We start from the raw sequence: 18,599 nt of genomic DNA on the forward strand, positions 1-18,599 counted from the left end.
GCGGACGACATACCGCAACAAAGAAGACTGCAATGAGCGCAACAAGCGATTACTCACCCGTTTTTGAGATGTCGATGCCGATCCGCTGGGGCGACATGGACGCGTTCGGCCACGTGAACAACACGGTCTATTTCCGCTACATGGAGCAGGCGCGGATCTCGTGGTTCGAGGAACTCGGCATCGCCGGCGGCAACGGCGAGGGGCAGGGGCCCGTCATCGTCACGGCGTCGATGGAATTCCTCAAGCAACTGCATTATCCGGGCGACGTGATCGCAAAGATGTCGGCCGCGAAACCCGGCCGAAGCAGTTTCGACACCGGTTTCGAACTCACGCGTGCGGACGATCCGCAGCACGTCTATGCGCGCGGCAACGCGCGGTGCGTATGGGTCGACTATGCGCTCGGCAAGTCGGTGCCGCTGCCGCAACTGTTGCGCGACACGATCGAGCGCGCGCTCGAGACGAAAATCGGCTGAGCGCCGATACGGCGAGGCCGGCGCCGGCGCGCCGGTGAGTCGCCATGCCCGTTGTCACCCGAATCGGCCGCCATGTGCGGCCGATTGTCATCCGGGCGCTGCCATTTGCTGCCCGTTCACTGCCCGAGCAGGCGCTGCAGCAGCTCCGGCGTGTTGTTCGTCCCGTACTTGCGCATCAGCCGTGCGCGGTAGATGTCGACCGTGCGCGAACTGATGTCGAGCACGCGCCCGATCTGCTTGCTGGTCTTGCCGGTCGCGAGTTGCGCGGCGATCTCGCGCTCGCGCGGGGTCAGCTCGACGGCGACGCGGCGCGTCGCGCTCAAATCCTCGAAGGTCCAGACGCCGGCGGAGAGCGGCGCGGTGCGGTCGAGCGCGCGGCCCGTCACGTGGCACCAGAACAGCTCGCCGTCGGCCCGTTTCATGATTCTGTCATCCGAATAGATGCCGTTCGCGGCCATTACGCGCGCGATGCGCTCGCCGATTCGCTGGAATTCGTCCGTCGACGGGTAGAGCACCTCGTACGATTTCCCGATCAGGTCGGCCCGCGCGCAGCGGAAGATCGACGCGAGCGCGTCGTTGCAGTCCTCGATTACGCGGTCGCGCGACATCACGAGGCCGAGCGGCGCGAGGTGGAAGGCAGTCTGGTAATCGAGAGCGGTCATGGCGCAGGCAACCGGAGGCAAACGCTTATGTATTTTTGCGTATTGTGCCGCATCCGCGCCGCATCGTACCCTTTCAGGCATCTCGCGACGGTTTGCCGCGACATAAAAACAGCGCGCCTCGACGCAGGTATCGCCGCGCATGCATAGAATGATGCGGCGGGCTTGCGGCCCATCGGGGCGCGTGAACCGGTTTTGCTGGTTTCCATAAAGGAAGGGACAACAGATGAACAAAGTCTATCCAAGCGCGGCTGCCGCGCTGGAAGGGATCGTCCGCGACGGACAGACCTTCGCGGTGGGCGGCTTCGGCCTGTGCGGGATTCCGGAGGCACTGATCGCGGCGTTGCGCGATTCGGGCGTCAAGGGCATCACGTGCATCAGCAACAACGCAGGCGTCGACGGTTTCGGTCTCGGCCTGTTGCTGGAAACGCGCCAGATCAAGAAGATGATCTCGTCGTACGTCGGCGAGAACAAGGAGTTCGAGCGCCAGTACCTGGCCGGGGAACTCGAGCTCGAATTCACGCCGCAAGGCACGCTGGCCGAAAAGCTGCGCGCGGGCGGCGCGGGCATCCCCGCGTTCTTCACGAACACCGGCTACGGTACCGTGATCGCGGAAGGCAAGGAAACGCGCCAGTTCGGCGATCGCCACTACGTGCTCGAGCCGTCGCTGACGGCCGATGTCGCGCTCGTGAAGGCGTGGAAGGCCGACAAGTCCGGCAACCTGATCTATCGCCGCACCGCGCGCAACTTCAACCCGATGTGCGCGATGGCCGGCAAGATCACCGTGGTCGAGGTCGAGGAGATCGTCGAGAACGGCACGCTCGATCCGGACCAGGTCCATACGCCGGGGATTTTCGTGCAGCGCATCGTGCTGAACGCGACGCCGGAAAAACGCATCGAACAACGCGTCGTACGCGCGAAAGGAGACTGACATGGCCTGGAATCGTGACCAGATGGCCGCGCGCGCGGCGAAGGAACTGCAGGACGGCTTCTACGTGAACCTCGGCATCGGCTTGCCGACGCTCGTCGCAAACCACGTGCCGGAGGGTGTCGAGGTGTGGCTGCAGTCGGAGAACGGCCTGCTCGGCATCGGCCCGTCGCCGACGGAGGACGAAGTCGACGCCGATCTCATCAACGCAGGCAAGCAGACCGTCACGACGCTGCCGGGCTCGTCGATCTTCTCGTCGGCCGACTCGTTCGCGATGATCCGCGGCGGTCACATCAACCTCGCGATCCTCGGTGCGATGCAGGTCAGCAAGCAGGGCGACCTCGCGAACTGGATGATCCCCGGCAAGATGATCAAGGGCATGGGCGGTGCGATGGACCTCGTCGCCGGCGTGAAGCGCGTCGTCGTGCTGATGGAGCACGTCGCGAAGGGCGACCAGCACAAGATTCTCGACGAGTGCAACCTGCCGTTGACGGGTGTCGGCGTGGTCGACCTGATCATCACCGATCTCGGCGTGATCGAAGTGACGCCGGCCGGGCTGAAGGTTCTAGAGCTCGCCGACGGCGTGGGCGTCGACGAGATCCAGGCGAAGACGGGCGCGCCGCTCGACGTCAGCGCAGTCGCATAAGTTCGCCGCGCGCAGGCGCGGTTTCGGCGCCCCGCATGCCGGACGACGGCATGCGGGGCGTTTGTCATCGACGGCGATCGGGCCGCGTGTTCGGCGCCCGGTGAGCCGACCCGCATGACGGAAGCGGTTTACAATCGTTTGCATCGGGCGTCGCAGGCGTTGCCCCGCGCGTCGCCCCCGTTCGACAGGATGCCAACGATGCCAACGACCCCAGCGAATCCCGTGGTTCCGCGCCAGCGGCGCGTGCAGTGTGCGAGCGCTGCCGGCCTTCATCACATTGCCTATACCGAGTGGGGCGATCCCGCCAACCCGCGCGTGCTGGTTTGCGTGCATGGCCTGACCCGTTCCGGGCGCGATTTCGATCGGCTCGCTGCCGCGCTGTCCGATACGTATCGCGTCGTTTGCCCCGATGTCGTCGGGCGCGGCCGGTCGGACTGGCTTGCCGATCCGCGGCTCTACGCGATTCCGCAATACGTGGCCGACATGGTGACGCTGATCGCACGGCTCGACGTCGAATCGGTCGACTGGTTCGGCACGTCGATGGGCGGCCTGATCGGCATGGCGCTCGCGGGGCTGCCCGGTTCGCCGCTGCGCCGGATGATCGTCAACGACGTCGGCCCGCGCATCGAGCCTGATTCGCTGACGCGCATCGGCGAGTATCTCGGCGTGCAGCCGCGCTTCGCAACCAGGCAGGAAGGTATCGACTATCTGACGTCGCTGTCGCTGCCGTTCGGCGCGCTGACCGCCGACGAGTGGCGCGATATCAACGGGCCGCTGCTGCGCGAGCTGCCCGAAGGTGGCTGGACGATGCGCTACGATCCGCGCATCGCGGAGCCGTTCAGGGCGACGACGCCCGAACTGGCCGCGCTCGGCGAGGCCGCGCTGTGGCACGCCATCGAGGCGACGGGCGCGTCGCTGCTCGTCGTGCGCGGCGAGACGTCCGACCTGCTGTCGCGCGAGACGGTGGCCGACATGATGCGTCGTGGCCGGCATGTGACGCAGGCCGAGATTCCGGGTGCGGGCCACGCGCCGGCGTTCATCAGCGCCGACCAGATTGCGCTCGCGCGGCGGTTTTTCGTCGAAGGCGACGCATAAACGCGTCATAATATGCGGTTCGGCGGCACGCGGGCCGTGTCGTCGTCCGATTCTTCATCCACTCACGACCGGAACATTCCATGGCAGTCATTCGTCACCACGTCGGGGCCCGTCTCTCCGAAACCGCGATCCACAACGGTACCGTGTATCTGGCAGGCCAGATCGCCGAAGACACCACCCAGGACATCCAGGGCCAGACGCGCGAAGTGCTCGGCCACATCGACCGCCTGCTCGCCGAAGCGAACAGCGACAAGGCGCATCTGCTGTCGGTGCAGATCTACATCTCGGACCTGGCGAACTTCGAAGGCATGAACGCGGAGTGGGACGCGTGGGTCGCGCAGGGCAATACGCCGCCGCGCGCCACCGTCGAGGCGAAGCTCGCGGATCCGGCGCTGCTCGTCGAGATCGTGGTCGTCGCCGCGCAGCGGAGCTGAGCGGGGCAGAGCATTAACCGACGATGATCGCATTCCGTCAGGCCGTGCAATGACCGAGTCCGTTTCCACTTCCCCCGTCGCGGCACCGTCGTTCGACGACGTGCTCGCGTTCGTGCGCGAGCGGGCTGGCGACGCACGCCTGTCGTCCGGCGAACTGCTCGCCGATCACTCGGCGGGCACGGCGTCGATCATGCGTACGCTGAACGTCGATCCGTCGGCGATGCAGGCTGCCGCGCTGTTCGTACTGACGCCGCACCTGAGCAATCCCGAGCGCGAGCTCACCGAGCGTTTCGGCGACGAAGTGGCGCGGCTCGTATCCGACGTACGCAAGTTGTTGCGGCTCGGCACCGTCAGCCTGCGCGCCGCGCAGAATGCGGTGCCCGACGCGGGGCGCGACGCGGCGGAAGAGCGCCGCACGCAGATCGAGGCGTTGCGCAAGATGCTCCTCGCGTTCGCGCAGGACATCCGGGTGGTGCTGATCCGGCTCGCGTCGCGGTTGCAGTCGCTGCGCTACTACGCGGCCGCGAAGCTCGACCCGCCGCCCGGTGTCGCGCGCGAGACGCTCGAGATCTATGCGCCGCTCGCGAACCGTCTCGGGATCTGGCAACTGAAGTGGGAGCTCGAGGATCTCGCGTTCCGCTTCGAGGATCCGGTCACCTACAAGCGGATCGCGAAGCTGCTCGACGAGAAGCGCATCGAACGCGAGGCGTACGTCACGCAGGCGATCGCGCGGCTGCAGCACGAGCTGGCGGACGCGAACATCCAGGCCGACGTGGGCGGCCGGCCGAAGCATATCTACAGCATCTGGCGCAAGATGCGCGGCAAGGAGCTCGATTTCTCCGAGCTTTACGACGTACGCGCGTTTCGCGTGATCGTGCCCGACATCAAGGATTGCTACACGGTGCTCGGCATCGTGCATCACCTGTGGCAGCCGGTGCCGAAGGAGTTCGACGACTACATCTCGCGACCGAAGCCGAACGGCTACAAGTCGCTGCATACGGTCGTGATCGGCGACGACGGCCGTGCGTTCGAAGTGCAGATCCGCACGCAGGAGATGCATCGCTTCGCCGAGTATGGCGTTGCCGCGCACTGGCGCTACAAGGAGGCCGGTGCGCGCGGTTATGGCGGCCAGTTCTCGGCGAGCGACAAATACGACGAGAAGATCGCATGGCTGCGCCAGTTGCTCGCATGGAAGGACGACGTCGAGGACGGCCCCGGGGTATCGGGCGACCAGGCGTGGGCGCAATTGCGCGAGACGTCGCTCGACGACGACCACATCTACGTGCTGACGCCGCAGGCGCGCGTGATCGCGCTGCCGCAGGGCGCGACGCCGGTCGATTTCGCGTACCACCTGCACAGCGAACTCGGTCATCGTTGTCGCGGCGCGCGCGTCGACGGCGCGATGGTGCCGCTGAACACGCCGCTCGCGAACGGCCAGACGGTCGAGATCGTCGCGGTGAAGGAGGGCGGGCCGTCGCGCGACTGGCTGAACCTGCAGCTCGGCTACCTGAAGAGCCCGCGCGCGCGTCAGAAGGTACGGGCGTGGTTCAACTCGATCGAGCAGGAGGAAAACGTCGCGCACGGCCGCGCGCTCGTCGAAAAGACGCTGCAGCGCGAGGGCAAGACGTCGGTCAGCCTGGACAACCTCGCCGCGAAGCTCGGCTTCAAGTCGCCCGAGGAGTTGTTCTCGGTCGTCGGCAAGGAAGAATTCAGCCTGCGCAATGTCGAGCACGCGCTGTCCGATGCGCCGCCCGCTGAGCCGGCGCCGGAGGCGCCTGCCGATTTCGAGAAGCGCAGCAGCGGCGCGAGCGTCGCGCACGGCGCGTCGACCGGCGTGCTGGTGGTGGGCGTCGACGCGCTGCTGACCCAACTCGCGCGCTGCTGCCGGCCGGCGCCGCCCGATCCGATCAGCGGCTTCGTCACGCGCGGCAAGGGGATGTCGATCCACCGCAGCGACTGCCCGACGTTTCGCCGGATGGTCGAGCGCGCACCGGAGCGCGTGCTGCAGACGACCTGGTCCGCCGACGTGCTGGGCGGGCGCGGCGCGTCCGTTTATCCGGTCGACCTGATGATCGAGGCGAGCGACCGGCAAGGATTGCTGCGCGACATCTCCGAAGTGTTCGCACGCGAAAAGATCAACGTCGTGGGCGTGAAAACGCAGAGTCGCCGCAATGCGGCATTCATGCAGTTCACGGTCGAGGTGTCGAACTCGGCGCAAGTCCAGCGCGCCTGCACGCTGCTCGGCGAGGTACAGGGCGTCGTGCGGGCCGGTCGCAAGGCATGATGGGGTTGGAACATCGTTATTTTGCTGCGACCGCATAAAAACGCTTGCCAAACCGATAACAGCTCCATATAATTTCAGCTTCTCTAGGCTCGTAGCTCAGCTGGTTAGAGCACCACCTTGACATGGTGGGGGTCGTTGGTTCGAGTCCAATCGAGCCTACCAACGAATTGAGAATGCCCGGTCTCCGGGTATTCGATGCAGTAAATAGCTCAACGCGAACAAGGCGAATACGGTTATGACACCGCGAACGTTGACCGAAACCACTTCGGAGCGACGCTAGTCGAGGAACGTTTTCGCCCTTTCAGTTTGAGTGAAGTATCGAATGCGGCCCCTCGAAAGCGGGGCCGCATTTTTTTTGTCGCGAAAATTCCGCGCGTGACTTTTACATCGCGTGCCTGGTCTGCCGCCCACTGTCGGCATCACGGAGATTGCTATGGTTTCGATATGCTTGCCTGACGGCTCAGTTCGACAATACGAGCATCCGGTGACAGTTGCCGAGGTTGCAGCCTCGATCGGTCCCGGCCTTGCGAAGGCTGCGCTTGGTGGCAAGCTCGACGGCGAGCTCGTTGATACGTCCACGGTGATCGACCGCGACGCGTCGCTCGCCATCGTCACGGACAAGGATGCCGATGGCCTCGACATCATCCGCCACTCGACCGCGCACTTGCTCGCGTATGCAGTGAAGGATCTGTATCCGGATGCGCAGGTGACGATCGGCCCCGTGATCGACAACGGCTTCTATTACGACTTCTCGTATAACCGTCCGTTTACGCCGGAAGATCTGGAAAAGATCGAAAAGCGCATGCAGGAACTCGTGAAGAAGGACGAGCCCGTGACGCGCCGCGTCGTGTCGCGCGACGAGGCTGCAGGTTATTTCCGCAGCCTCGGCGAGAAGTACAAGGCCGAGATCATCGAATCGATTCCGCAGAGCGACGAAATCAAGCTGTATTCGCACGGCGGCTTCACCGATCTGTGCCGCGGCCCGCACGTGCCGTCGACCGGCAAGCTGAAGGTCTTCAAGCTGATGAAGGTCGCGGGCGCGTACTGGCGCGGCGATTCGAAGAACGAGCAGCTGCAGCGCATCTACGGCACGGCCTGGACGAAGAAGGAAGACCAGGACCAGTACCTGCACATGCTCGAGGAAGCGGAAAAGCGCGACCACCGCAAGCTTGGCAAGCAGCTCGACCTGTTCCACATGCAGGAAGAGTCGCCGGGCATGGTGTTCTGGCATCCGAAGGGCTGGGCGCTGTGGCAGCAGGTCGAGCAGTACATGCGCCGCCGCGTGAACGAAGCCGGCTACCTCGAGATCAAGACGCCGATGATCATGGATCGCTCGCTGTGGGAAGCGTCCGGCCACTGGCAGAACTACCGCGAGAACATGTTCACGACGGAGTCGGAGAAGCGCGACTACGCGATCAAGCCGATGAACTGCCCGGGGCACGTCCAGGTGTTCAAGCACGGCCTGCGTTCGTACCGCGACCTGCCGCTGCGTTACGCGGAATTCGGCTCGTGCCACCGCAACGAGGCGTCGGGCGCGCTGCACGGCCTGATGCGCGTGCGTGGCTTCGTGCAGGACGATGCGCACATCTTCTGTACGGAAGACCAGATCATTGCCGAATCGATCGCGTTCAACAAGCTCGCGATGAGCGTGTACGGCGATTTCGGCTTCGACCACATCGACATCAAGCTGTCGCTGCGTCCGGAGCAGCGCATGGGTTCCGACGAAACGTGGGACCGTGCCGAGCAGGGGCTGCGTGAAGCGCTGACGGCGTGCGGCCTCCAGTGGGAGGAACTGCCGGGCGAGGGCGCGTTCTACGGTCCGAAGATCGAGTACCACATCAAGGACGCGCTCGGCCGATCGTGGCAGTGCGGCACGCTGCAGCTCGACATGATGCTGCCGGAGCGCCTCGGCGCCGAGTACGTGGCGGAAGACAACAGCCGTCGCCGGCCCGTGATGCTGCACCGTGCAATCGTCGGTTCGATGGAGCGATTCCTCGGCATTTTGATCGAGCACCACGCTGGTGCGATGCCGGTCTGGCTCGCGCCGATGCAGGCTGTTGTGCTCAATATCGCCGAAAGTCAGGTCGAATATGCGCAATCTCTGGCCCAATCGTTGCAAAAACAAGGGGTTAGAGTGACGGCCGATTTGCGCAACGAGAAGATTAGCTATAAAATACGCGAGCACACGCTGGAAAAGGTGCCTTATCTCCTCGTCGTGGGTGATAAGGAGCGTGATGCGCAAACGGTAGCCGTGCGTGCCCGTGGCGGCGTCGATCTTGGCGTGATGCCGGTCGATGCCTTCGTTGAGCGTCTGCAGGAAGACCTGCGCTCGTTCAAGTAACCGCCCTGGCAGCGCGGCTCGTTTTTTTAATTTTTAGAGGAAACGTAACATCGCTACTGATAAGTCGTCGCATCGCATCAACGGTGAAATCACTGCGCCGGAAGTGCGTCTGGTCGGGATCGAGAACGAACCGCTCGGTATCGTAAAACTCGCTGATGCTTTCCGTAAATCGGAAGAACTGGATGTTGACCTGGTGGAAATCGCGCCGCAAGCGGTTCCCCCGGTTTGCCGTCTGATGGATTACGGCAAGTTCAAGTACCAGGAATCGAAGAAGCAGCACGAAGCGAAGCTGAAGCAGAAGGTCATCCAGGTCAAGGAAGTCAAGTTCCGCCCGGGTACCGATGACGGGGATTACAACGTCAAGCTCCGCAATCTCGTGCGCTTCCTCGAAGAGGGCGACAAGACGAAGATCACGTTGCGTTTCCGCGGCCGTGAAATGGCTCACCAGGAAATCGGTATGCGGATGCTTGAGCGTCTGCGCACGGATCTCGAGGAAGTCGGCCAGGTCGAGCAGATGCCGAAGATGGAAGGGCGCCAGATGATCATGGTGCTCTCGCCGAAGAAAAAGAAGTAACGGGCCCGCGCGCTGCGCGCGCAGGTTCGACAGTGGTTCGGCGCGTTGCCCGGTCAGGGCGACGCGCCAACAATGACGGTGGCTGCGCAAGCGGTACGCCGTACACAAGTGGACTGGGTTTCGAAGGGCGGGTCAAGGGCGCAAGCCAACCGCACACCCATCGCCATCTAATAAACTGGAGTTGTTCGTCATGCCTAAGATGAAGACCAAGAAGAGCGCTGCAAAGCGCTTCGTGGTGCGTCCGGGCGGTACCGTCAAGCGCGGTCAAGCCTTCAAGCGTCACATCCTGACCAAGAAAACCACGAAGAACAAGCGTCATCTGCGCGGCGCTACGGCAGTTCATGATTCCGATCTGAACTCCGTCCGCGCGATGCTCCCGTTCGCGTAACCCCTCAATCGATACTCTAAGGAGAGAAACATGCCTCGAGTCAAACGTGGGGTAACCGCACGGGCCCGCCACAAGAAGATCATCAACCTGGCCAAGGGTTATCGCGGCCGCCGCAATAACGTCTACCGCATCGCCAAGCAGGCGGTGATGCGCGCTGGTCAGTACGCGTACCGCGATCGCCGCAACAAGAAGCGTGTGTTCCGCGCACTGTGGATCACGCGTATCAACGCGGCAGTTCGCCAGCACGACATGACCTACAGCGTGTTCATCAACGGCCTGAAGAAGGCGTCGATCGAACTCGACCGTAAGGTGCTGGCCGACATGGCGGTGTTCGACAAGGCTGCTTTTGCTGCGATCGTCAAGCAGGTGAAAGCCGCCGTTGCAGCCTAATTGCGAAATTAGCACTGCGTGGTTAGTTGCAGCGATGATCCGGTAGTCTCGGCCGCTGCAGCGAAAACGGGGCTCTTCCGAGCCCCTTTTTTTATCGGCCCTCGCTGGGCCGCCCCAAGAGGGCCGATCGCCCCCTCGGGGGGGCAGCGAACGAAGAGAGCGTGGGGGCCGTTTTTTGTTGGTGGAGCAGTTTCGCTCGCCAAGACCGAATGACGTTGGAAATGATGGGATCTATGGATCTGGACCAGATTGTCGCCGACGCGCAGCAGTCCTTCGAACAGGCTGCCGACATCACCACGCTCGAAAACGAGAAAGCACGATTTCTCGGCAAGTCGGGTGCGCTGACCGAGTTGCTGAAGGGCCTCGGCAAGCTCGATCCCGAAACACGCAAGACCGAAGGCGCACGCATCAACGTCGCGAAGCAGCAGGTTGAAGCCGCGCTGACCGCACGTCGCCAGGCGCTGGCCGACGCGCTGTTGAACCAGCGCCTCGCCACCGAGGCGATCGACGTGACGTTGCCGGGCCGTGGCGCCGGTGCAGGCAGCCTGCACCCCGTGATGCGCACGTGGGAGCGCGTCGAACAGATTTTCGGCTCGATCGGTTTCGACGTGGCCGACGGTCCCGAAATCGAGACCGACTGGTACAACTTCACGTCGCTGAACAGCCCGGAGAACCATCCGGCGCGTTCGATGCAGGACACCTTCTATGTGGAAGGCAAGGACGCCGACGGCCGCCAGCTGCTGCTGCGCACGCACACGAGCCCGATGCAGGTGCGTTACGCGCGCATGAACCGTCCGCCGATCAAGGTGATCGCGCCGGGCCGCACGTATCGCGTCGACAGCGATGCGACCCACTCGCCGATGTTCAATCAGGTCGAGGGGCTGTGGATCGACGAAAACATCAGCTTCGCCGACCTCAAGGGCGTCTATACCGACTTCCTGAAAAAATTCTTCGAGCGCGACGACATCCTCGTGCGCTTCCGTCCGTCGTATTTCCCGTTTACGGAACCGTCGGCCGAAATCGACATGATGTTCGAGCAAGGCAAGAACGCCGGCAAGTGGCTCGAGATCTCCGGCTCGGGGCAGGTGCATCCGACCGTGATTCGCAACATGGGCCTCGATCCCGAGCGCTACATCGGCTTCGCGTTCGGCAGCGGCCTCGAGCGCCTGACGATGCTGCGCTACGGCGTCCAGGATCTCCGGCTGTTCTTCGAGAACGACCTGCGTTTCCTGCGCCAGTTCGCATAACGCCGCTCGCCGCGCCGACCTGTGCCCGCGCACGCCCCGACGGACGATCCGATGGGGCCCGGGCGTCGATCTAACCTGTTTCGAACGTAGACATCCATGCAATTCCCTGAATCCTGGTTGAGAACCTTTGTCGACCCGCAGCTCACGACCGACGAACTGTCGCACGCGCTGACGATGGCGGGGCTCGAAGTCGAATCGCTGAGCAAGGCTGCGCCGCCGACGTCGAAGATCGTCGTCGGCCGCGTGCTCGAAGTCGTCAAGCATCCGGATGCGGACAAGCTCAATGTCTGCCAGGTCGACGCCGGCACCGGCGCGACGCTGAATATCGTCTGCGGCGCGCCGAACGTGGCGCCCGGCATCAAGGTGCCGGTCGCGCTGGTCGGCGCGGAACTGCCGCCGTCGGAAGAGGGCGGCAAGCCGTTCGCGATCAAGCTGTCGAAGCTGCGCGGCGTGGAGAGCCAGGGGATGCTGTGCTCGGCGCGCGAGCTGAAGCTGTCCGAGGATCACAGCGGCCTGCTGATCCTGCCGGAAGACACGCCGGTCGGGCAGGACATCCGCGAGACGCTCAGTCTCGACGACACGATCTTCGAAATCAAGCTGACGCCGAACAAGGCCGACTGCCTGTCCGTATTCGGCATCGCGCGCGAGACGGCCGCGATCACCGGCGCGCCGCTGACGCCGGTCGACATCCGCCCGGTGCGCGTCGAGCTCGACGAAACGCTGCCGGTGCGCATTGCCGCGCCGGATCTGTGCGGCCGCTTCTCGGGGCGCGTGATCCGCGGCGTGAACGCGCATGCGAAGACGCCGCAGTGGATGGTCGAGCGCCTCGAGCGTTCGGGCCAGCGCAGCGTGTCCGCGCTCGTCGACATCTCGAACTACGTGATGTTCGAGCTCGGCCGCCCGTCGCACGTGTTCGATCTCGACAAGATCCACGGCGGCATCGAGGTGCGTTGGGGCAAGCGCGGCGAATCGCTGAAGCTGCTCAATGGCAACACGGTCGAACTGGACGAAACGGTCGGCGTGATTTCGGATGACCGCCAGGTCGAAAGCCTGGCCGGCATCATGGGCGGCGACAGCACGGCCGTCACGCTCGACACGACCAACATCTACCTGGAAGCCGCGTTCTGGTGGCCGGACAGCATCCGCGGCCGCTCGCGCAAGTACAACTTCTCGACCGATGCGGCCCATCGCTTCGAGCGCGGCGTCGATTACGCGACGACCGTCGAGCACGTCGAGCGCATCACGCAACTGATTCTGGAGATCTGCGGCGGCAAGGCCGGCCCGGTCGACGATCAGTCCGTGAACCTGCCGCAGCGCGCGCCGGTGAAGATGCGCGTGTCGCGCGCGAATCGCATCATCGGCGTGAAGATCGGCGCCGACGAAATCGCCAGCATCTTCACGCGCCTCGGCCTGCCGTTCGAGCGTGACGACGACGCGTTCCTCGTCACGCCGCCGTCGCACCGCTTCGACATCGAGATCGAGGAAGACCTGATCGAGGAAGTGGCGCGTATCTACGGCTTCGAGAAGATCCCCGCGCGTCCGCCGGTCGCGACGAGCGAAATGCGTGCGACCAACGAGACGCGTCGCTCGATCCACGACATCCGTCACGCGCTTGCCGCGCGCGACTATGCCGAAACCGTCAACTTCAGCTTCGTCGATGCGGAGTGGGAGCACGATTTCGCGGGCAACGACAATCCGATCCGCCTGCTGAACCCGATCGCGAGCCAGCTTTCGGTGATGCGCACGACGCTGTTCGGCAGCCTGATCGCCGTGCTGCGCCACAACCTGAACCGCCGCGCTGATCGCGTGCGCGTGTTCGAGTCGGGCCGCGTGTTCGTCGCCGATCCGTCGGTGAAGGCCGGCGAGCTGGCTGTCGAGGGTCATGCGCAACCGAAGCGTGTCGGCGCGCTTGCGTACGGTCCGGCACTCGACGAGCAGTGGGGCGCAGAGACCCGCGCGGTCGATTTCTTCGACGTGAAGGGCGATCTCGAGGCGCTGCTCGCGCCCGCGGCCGCACGTTTCGTGAAGGCAGAGCATCCGGCCCTTCATCCGGGCCGCAGCGCGCGCATCGAGGTCGATGGCCGCGCGGTCGGCTGGATCGGCGAGCTGCACCCGCGCCTGATGCAGAAGTACGAGCTGCCGCACGCGCCGGTGATGTTCGAGATCGATGCGGACGCGCTGATTGCACGTGCGCTGCCCGCGCCGACCGACGTGTCGAAATTCCCGCCGGTACGGCGCGATATCGCCGTTGTCGTCGATCAGGCGGTCGAGGTTCAGGCACTTTTCGACGAAATGAAGAAGGCGCTTGCCGAAGAGGCCTGCCGATTCGTTCAGAAGGTTGTACTCTTCGACGAATTTCGTGCAAAATCAAATACTTCCGGTGGTCTTGCCGCGCACGAGAAGAGCCTTGCCTTCCGCGTGACGCTGCAGGACGCGGCTGGCACGCTACAGGACGAGGTCGTCGATCAGGCGATCCAGACGCTGGTCGAGCGGATGGCTCGTGCCGGTGCGCGTCTGCGCGGCTAAGGAGAGGGTCCGCCCGTTCGCGGGCGGCTTTTTCCCATCGTAAGTTTTGATTCAACGCGCTGTATGGCAGATATGAACGACATGACCTCGAGTGAATTCGAAGCCCTCCTGACAGCGCAACGCAGCGCCATGAACCGCGACGCTTCGGCGCCGGCGTCCACCGAGACGCCCACGCTGACGAAAGCGGAACTGGCGGAGCTGCTGTTCGACAGCGTCGGGCTGAACAAGCGTGAAGCGAAGGACATGGTCGAGGCGTTTTTCGAAGTGATCCGCGACGCGCTCGAAAATGGCGAAAGCGTCAAGCTGTCGGGGTTCGGCAATTTCCAGTTGCGCGACAAGCCGCAGCGTCCGGGCCGCAATCCGAAGACGGGCGAGGCGATTCCGATCGCGGCCCGCCGGGTGGTAACCTTCCACGCGAGCCAGAAGCTGAAGGCGCTGGTCGAAAACGGCGCGGAGTAAGCCCCGCGCGCTGACGTCTCCGCGCGGCCGCCGCGCACCCTTACCGACGGTTAACCGACGATGACCACCACGGTTGAGAAAGTCGTTTTGCCTCCGATTCCCGCGAAGCGCTACTTCACGATCGGTGAAGTCAGCGAACTGTGTGGGGTCAAGCCGCATGTGCTGCGTTACTGGGAACAGGAATTCACTCAGCTTCGGCCGGTGAAGCGGCGCGGCAATCGTCGGTATTACCAGCATCACGAAGTGCTGCTGATCCGGCGGATTCGCGAGTTGCTGTACGAGCAGGGGTTCACGATCAACGGCGCGCGCAACCGGCTCGATTCGCCGGGCGGCGAGCGGGTCGCGGCGGGGCCGGTCGAACCCGAGGTGCAGGCGGCCGACGCGCGCGTGTCGGGCAAGCCGGGCGCAACCGTCGATGTCATCGCGTTGCGGCAGGCGCTGCTCGACGTGATCGACGGATTGAAGCACGACTGAGCGCGCAGCGCGAAAGATGAAATGAAAAGCCCGGTTGGCGAAGCGCCACCGGGCTTTTTTCATGCGTGTCGCGTACGCGGATCAGCGTGACGCGAGCGGATTTTTCTGCCCCATGTCGACGACCAGCGTGCCGTCCGGCAGCATCCTCACCGAGCCCTGCGCGACCTGGCTGCGGTAGCCGTACAGGTCGAAGCGCATCGGGCCGGCCTCGGCTGAATTCCGGATCAGCGCGCGCACGTTCAGTTCGAGCACGTTGAACATCTTCATGTCGCCGCCTTCCATCCACATGTAGCTCGGCGCATCGATCTGCGGCCGCTTCGGCGCGGGCGCGCCCGCCGCGCGCCGGAACGTGAGGCGCAGCCCGTCGCGCTCGACCGTCGCCTGCCCGAGCTTGCCGTTCAGCACCGGCGGCGGGAATACGGTGTACTGGTCGAGCACGAGCGTGTCGCCGCGCAGTTCCGCGCCGCGCCGCTGCAGCGGCGTCAACGAAGCGAGTTCGATGCCGAGCGAGCGCAGCAGCTTCGCCTGCGGAATGCCGAGCACCGACACCTGGGACGGCTTGAACGCGAGGTGCCGATCGTCCAGCACCGTCAACGAGCCCTGCATGTCGGTCGGCAGCCAGACGCCCGGCACGTGATTCCACAGCTTGATGCCGCCCTGGACGCGCAGGTTCTGGCCGTCCGCGCTCAACTGCAGGTCGTTCAGCGAGCGCGGCGAGTAGTCGAGCAAATAGTTGTTGAAGAGCGCGGACATCGCCTTCCACGACTCGACGACCGTGCCGCCGAGAATGCGGATGTCGTACTGGTTCGGATTGTCGAGATCGACGGGCTCGCCGGGACGCTTCGACACGAGTTCGACGTCGAGATCCTCGACATGGAAGCCGATATCGCCGGACAGGTTGAAGTCGACGTTGCGCAGATGGATCGTCGGGTTGCGGTTCGACACGTGCCGCTCGTTGAACGGCGTGGTCGACGTGCGCCGCATCGCGACCTTCTGCATGCCGGGTCGCGCCGTGTCGGCCGCGAGCGCGTAGGCTTCCCAGTGCTGGCGCACGTCGCGCAGCGCATTCTGCTGCGCGGCGAGGAAGCTGTCGTTCAGGCGCGCGGCCGCGTTGCCGAGCAGTGTGCCGCTGGCCGGGCCCGTGTACGAAGGCATGCGGATCGCCATCGCACCGCTTTCGTCGAAATTGAAATAACCGGCCGACACCTGGTCGCGATAGTGATACAGGTCGAACACGAAATTCTGGTCGCGCTTCGCTGCATCGACCGGACCGATCAGGATGTCCGCGTTCATCGGCATCGAGCGCATGAACTTCACGTCGCCGCCGCGGATATACATCGCCTGTTGCGGCACGTTAGCCGGCATCGCAAAGCCCGCATGCGTGCCGTCGTCGAGCGTGAGGTCGAGGCCGGCCGACGTCACGCGCAGCGCGGTGATCGTGAGTTTCAGGCGCGGCGGCGGCATCAGTTTGTCGACCGACATCACGAGATCGTCGCCGGCGAGCTGCGCGATCGGCGTCTGGACCTTCAACAGGTCGGCCATCTTCACGTTGGCCGCGCGCATCACCGGCTGCGCGTTGATGCCCGACACGCGCACGCCGGTCGGGTGGAACACGAGCTGGCTGCCGTCGCGGATCGCGAGCGTGCCGGTCAGCGAGAACGGCACCCAGCCGTCGCGCTGCATCTCGCCTTGCAGATGGATCACGCCGTCGCCGGCCGACACGGCAAGCTTGCGCAGCGGTGCGTTGCGATAGCCGAAGATGTAGGTGTTGAAGAGGGCGGTCAGCTTCGCGTTGTCGAGCGTGACCATGCCTTCGTGCACGTCGATCTCGAAGCTCGTCGGATCGTCGAACACGATCGGCGCGCCGGCCTGCGTCGGCACGAGCGTGGCCGACAACTGATGGATGAAGAAGCCGAGGTTGTTGACGATGCGGAAATCGACGTCGCGCAGGAACGTCATCGCGCCGTTCTGGCCCGAGTCGCGCAGCGTGAACGGGCGCGGTTGCGTGAGGCTGATCGAGGCGAGCGACGGCACGGCGCGCGCGATCTGCTGCTCGCGAGCGAGGCGTTCGGCTTTGGTGCGCTCGATCTTCGTCGACGCGACCGACGTGTTGCCGTCGCGCTGCGCGGACGATTCCGCACAGCCGGTGCAGAGCAGCGCGAGCGCCAGCGCGCCGCAGCCGAGCACGCGGAAGGTCTTGTGCGAGACCGGGGTGGCCGCGCGTCGCGGGCCGGAAATCCAGTCGAAAATTGCCAAAGGCGAGCGATGGCCGTGCCGGACCGCATTCCGCATCGTCTGTCTCCATGTCTTGTCGTGATCGACGGCGGCGCGCGCCACTGCACGGCGCGAGCGTCGATGCCGTGCAGTGTGTCATAGCGCGCTAGAGCGGCGTTACCAAACAACGGGCGCCCGGGCTCGGCGAGCCGGCGCGCTGCGGGACAACGGATTCGGGGTGGCGGGGCGGCCGGATCAAACGGTCGTTTGGTTTGTGCGGGCCATCCGCCAACGTGTTTTCCGGCGCACGGGCAAACCCGCTGCCAGCCTTGGCCGGCGCGGGTTTTGCCGGATTCGCGATGTGGCGGCCGATGCGGTCGCAACGAGCGTGCGATCCGGCACCGTCGTGGCCGCCCGCGGGGCCGATCAGAGCAGCATGTGCTGCCGGATCGCGTTCAGCGTCGCCTGGTCGAGTTGCAGGCCGTTCGCGATATAGGACGTCATCGAGCCGTACGACGCAGTGACCTGATCGAATGCCGCCTGCAGATAATCGGCGTGCGCGCCTTGCAGCGCGGTCATCATGTCGGCCGCATTTTGCCCGCCGGCTTTTTGAGCCTGGGCGACCGACGCGGCGATGGTGGATGCGCTGTAGACGTTGGTCAGCAGGTAGTCCGCGAAAATCGTTTGCTGGGGGAGGCCCAGGATCGTGTGCAGGATGGCGGTCGCCCAGCCGGTGCGATCCTTCCCGGCCGTGCAGTGGAAGATCAGGTTTTCGCCCGCATCGGCGAACCCGGTGAACAGCGCGTGATAGCTTGCATGCGCGGTGTCCGACGTCACGAACGCCCGGTACATGCTCAGCATGAAGGCCGTCGCGGTTGCGCGGGTGGTCGGAATCGGACCGATACTGGCGGCACCGAGCACGTTGAGGTTTTGCCACATTGCGCCGGCCAGCGGCACATCCGGTTGCGTCTTGATCTCGGCGGGCGTGCGAAGGTCGCAGACCTGCCTGATACCCAGCGTGCCGACGGTTGCGACGTCTTCGGCGGACAATGCGAGCGCGGACGAGCGATAGATCACGCCTTTCTTCATCGTCGTGCCGCTGGTCGTCACATAGCCGGTTCCGCCCGGTCCGGCCGTGTCGCGGAAGTTCGACACCGAACTCAGCCGCGGCGTCGTGACCGGCGCGACCGCAATCGAGTCGCCGCCGCATGCCGACAGAAGCGACGTGCTCCCCAGTGCGATGCCTATCGTGCCGGCGCCCAACCGGAGAAAATGTCGACGGGATATTTCGTTTTTCTGATGCATTCGATGCCCTGTGTCGGAGACGGGTACAAGACGTCGCGACCGCGGTGGTGACCGGAGCCGCCTCCTGCATCGCGCGCGATGCGGCACAGCCGGGGCAACCCGGATCGATCGGCATGCAGTCGGACGGTTCGCCGTGCGCATCAATCTCGCGCCGGGTTACCG

General features: G+C 64.5%; 17 protein-coding genes and 1 tRNA gene. 15 read left to right on the top strand and 3 right to left on the bottom strand.

Features of this window, described 5'->3' with window-relative positions:
• The first annotated feature begins 32 nt into the window (after positions 1–32).
• The gene (locus tag LXM88_RS12515; RefSeq protein WP_262542592.1) at positions 33–473 is read left to right on the top strand and encodes an acyl-CoA thioesterase; all 441 of its coding nucleotides are present in this window, start codon (positions 33–35) and stop codon (positions 471–473) included.
• 116 nt (positions 474–589) lie between these two features.
• Here the strand turns inward: LXM88_RS12515 and LXM88_RS12520 are convergent, their stop codons facing one another.
• Positions 590–1,135, bottom strand: a complete 546-nt coding sequence (locus LXM88_RS12520) for a PAS and helix-turn-helix domain-containing protein (RefSeq protein WP_262542593.1) — start codon at positions 1,133–1,135, stop codon at positions 590–592.
• Positions 1,136–1,358: 223 nt separating this feature from the next.
• Between LXM88_RS12520 and LXM88_RS12525 the strand changes: the two genes are divergently transcribed.
• The 14 genes from LXM88_RS12525 to LXM88_RS12590 all read left to right on the top strand — a co-directional run bounded on the left by LXM88_RS12525 (position 1,359) and on the right by LXM88_RS12590 (position 14,918).
• Positions 1,359–2,063, top strand: coding sequence for a CoA transferase subunit A (locus LXM88_RS12525; RefSeq protein WP_034184003.1), 705 nt, complete (start codon positions 1,359–1,361; stop codon positions 2,061–2,063).
• A gap of 1 nt (position 2,064) precedes the next feature.
• The gene (locus LXM88_RS12530) at positions 2,065–2,706 is read left to right on the top strand and encodes a CoA transferase subunit B (protein WP_262542594.1); all 642 of its coding nucleotides are present in this window, start codon (positions 2,065–2,067) and stop codon (positions 2,704–2,706) included.
• Between the two features lie 198 nt (positions 2,707–2,904).
• On the top strand, positions 2,905–3,801 hold the full coding sequence (locus tag LXM88_RS12535; protein WP_262542595.1) for an alpha/beta fold hydrolase: 897 nt from the start codon (positions 2,905–2,907) through the stop codon (positions 3,799–3,801).
• 80 nt (positions 3,802–3,881) lie between these two features.
• Positions 3,882–4,235, top strand: coding sequence for a RidA family protein (locus LXM88_RS12540; RefSeq protein WP_262542596.1), 354 nt, complete (start codon positions 3,882–3,884; stop codon positions 4,233–4,235).
• A 49-nt stretch (positions 4,236–4,284) separates the two neighbouring features.
• On the top strand, positions 4,285–6,519 hold the full coding sequence (locus LXM88_RS12545) for a RelA/SpoT family protein (RefSeq protein ID WP_262542597.1): 2,235 nt from the start codon (positions 4,285–4,287) through the stop codon (positions 6,517–6,519).
• Between the two features lie 85 nt (positions 6,520–6,604).
• Positions 6,605–6,681, top strand: a tRNA-Val gene (locus LXM88_RS12550).
• A 271-nt stretch (positions 6,682–6,952) separates the two neighbouring features.
• On the top strand, positions 6,953–8,860 hold the full coding sequence (thrS, locus tag LXM88_RS12555; protein ID WP_262542598.1) for a threonine--tRNA ligase: 1,908 nt from the start codon (positions 6,953–6,955) through the stop codon (positions 8,858–8,860).
• A 49-nt stretch (positions 8,861–8,909) separates the two neighbouring features.
• Entirely contained in the window at positions 8,910–9,434 is a 525-nt protein-coding gene (infC, locus tag LXM88_RS12560) for a translation initiation factor IF-3 (protein ID WP_071734130.1), read from the top strand.
• A 190-nt stretch (positions 9,435–9,624) separates the two neighbouring features.
• Positions 9,625–9,822: a 50S ribosomal protein L35 gene (gene rpmI / locus LXM88_RS12565; protein ID WP_004191477.1), complete on the top strand. Its 198-nt coding sequence runs from the start codon at positions 9,625–9,627 to the stop codon at positions 9,820–9,822.
• Positions 9,823–9,852: 30 nt separating this feature from the next.
• On the top strand, positions 9,853–10,212 hold the full coding sequence (rplT, locus tag LXM88_RS12570) for a 50S ribosomal protein L20 (RefSeq protein ID WP_004192938.1): 360 nt from the start codon (positions 9,853–9,855) through the stop codon (positions 10,210–10,212).
• Between the two features lie 233 nt (positions 10,213–10,445).
• Positions 10,446–11,459 carry a phenylalanine--tRNA ligase subunit alpha gene (gene pheS, locus LXM88_RS12575; protein WP_262542634.1) on the top strand — a complete coding sequence of 338 codons (1,014 nt, stop codon included), beginning with the start codon at positions 10,446–10,448 and terminating at the stop codon, positions 11,457–11,459.
• Positions 11,460–11,555: 96 nt separating this feature from the next.
• Positions 11,556–13,985 (top strand): phenylalanine--tRNA ligase subunit beta, encoded by a 2,430-nt coding sequence (pheT, locus tag LXM88_RS12580; protein ID WP_262542635.1) that lies wholly within the window; start codon positions 11,556–11,558, stop codon positions 13,983–13,985.
• Between the two features lie 72 nt (positions 13,986–14,057).
• Positions 14,058–14,444, top strand: a complete 387-nt coding sequence (locus LXM88_RS12585) for an integration host factor subunit alpha (protein WP_006486093.1) — start codon at positions 14,058–14,060, stop codon at positions 14,442–14,444.
• 60 nt (positions 14,445–14,504) lie between these two features.
• Positions 14,505–14,918, top strand: a complete 414-nt coding sequence (locus tag LXM88_RS12590) for a MerR family transcriptional regulator (protein WP_262542636.1) — start codon at positions 14,505–14,507, stop codon at positions 14,916–14,918.
• A gap of 81 nt (positions 14,919–14,999) precedes the next feature.
• Here LXM88_RS12590 and LXM88_RS12595 read toward each other — a convergent pair whose 3' ends face one another.
• On the bottom strand, positions 15,000–17,210 hold the full coding sequence (locus tag LXM88_RS12595) for a hypothetical protein (RefSeq protein WP_262542637.1): 2,211 nt from the start codon (positions 17,208–17,210) through the stop codon (positions 15,000–15,002).
• Between the two features lie 348 nt (positions 17,211–17,558).
• A complete protein-coding gene (locus LXM88_RS12600) occupies positions 17,559–18,578 on the bottom strand; it encodes a tyrosine-protein phosphatase (RefSeq protein ID WP_262542638.1) in 1,020 nt (339 codons plus the stop codon).
• Positions 18,579–18,599 lie beyond the last annotated feature (21 nt).

It is taken from the genome of Burkholderia sp. S-53 (assembly GCF_025560745.1).
Lineage (GTDB): Bacteria > Pseudomonadota > Gammaproteobacteria > Burkholderiales > Burkholderiaceae > Burkholderia > Burkholderia pyrrocinia.

What these genes read in the sequence shown, in the direction of transcription:
- LXM88_RS12515 (WP_262542592.1), top strand. Translation starts at nt 33, where the DNA reads ATGAGCGCAACAAGCGATTACTCACCCGTTTTTGAGATGTCGATGCCG.
- LXM88_RS12520 (WP_262542593.1), bottom strand. Translation starts at nt 1,135, where the DNA reads ATGACCGCTCTCGATTACCAGACTGCCTTCCACCTCGCGCCGCTCGGC.
- LXM88_RS12525 (WP_034184003.1), top strand. Translation starts at nt 1,359, where the DNA reads ATGAACAAAGTCTATCCAAGCGCGGCTGCCGCGCTGGAAGGGATCGTC.
- LXM88_RS12530 (WP_262542594.1), top strand. Translation starts at nt 2,065, where the DNA reads ATGGCCTGGAATCGTGACCAGATGGCCGCGCGCGCGGCGAAGGAACTG.
- LXM88_RS12535 (WP_262542595.1), top strand. Translation starts at nt 2,905, where the DNA reads ATGCCAACGACCCCAGCGAATCCCGTGGTTCCGCGCCAGCGGCGCGTG.
- LXM88_RS12540 (WP_262542596.1), top strand. Translation starts at nt 3,882, where the DNA reads ATGGCAGTCATTCGTCACCACGTCGGGGCCCGTCTCTCCGAAACCGCG.
- LXM88_RS12545 (WP_262542597.1), top strand. Translation starts at nt 4,285, where the DNA reads ATGACCGAGTCCGTTTCCACTTCCCCCGTCGCGGCACCGTCGTTCGAC.
- thrS (WP_262542598.1), top strand. Translation starts at nt 6,953, where the DNA reads ATGGTTTCGATATGCTTGCCTGACGGCTCAGTTCGACAATACGAGCAT.
- rpmI (WP_004191477.1), top strand. Translation starts at nt 9,625, where the DNA reads ATGCCTAAGATGAAGACCAAGAAGAGCGCTGCAAAGCGCTTCGTGGTG.
- rplT (WP_004192938.1), top strand. Translation starts at nt 9,853, where the DNA reads ATGCCTCGAGTCAAACGTGGGGTAACCGCACGGGCCCGCCACAAGAAG.
- pheS (WP_262542634.1), top strand. Translation starts at nt 10,446, where the DNA reads ATGGATCTGGACCAGATTGTCGCCGACGCGCAGCAGTCCTTCGAACAG.
- pheT (WP_262542635.1), top strand. Translation starts at nt 11,556, where the DNA reads ATGCAATTCCCTGAATCCTGGTTGAGAACCTTTGTCGACCCGCAGCTC.
- LXM88_RS12585 (WP_006486093.1), top strand. Translation starts at nt 14,058, where the DNA reads ATGAACGACATGACCTCGAGTGAATTCGAAGCCCTCCTGACAGCGCAA.
- LXM88_RS12590 (WP_262542636.1), top strand. Translation starts at nt 14,505, where the DNA reads ATGACCACCACGGTTGAGAAAGTCGTTTTGCCTCCGATTCCCGCGAAG.
- LXM88_RS12595 (WP_262542637.1), bottom strand. Translation starts at nt 17,210, where the DNA reads ATGCGGAATGCGGTCCGGCACGGCCATCGCTCGCCTTTGGCAATTTTC.
- LXM88_RS12600 (WP_262542638.1), bottom strand. Translation starts at nt 18,578, where the DNA reads ATGCGCACGGCGAACCGTCCGACTGCATGCCGATCGATCCGGGTTGCC.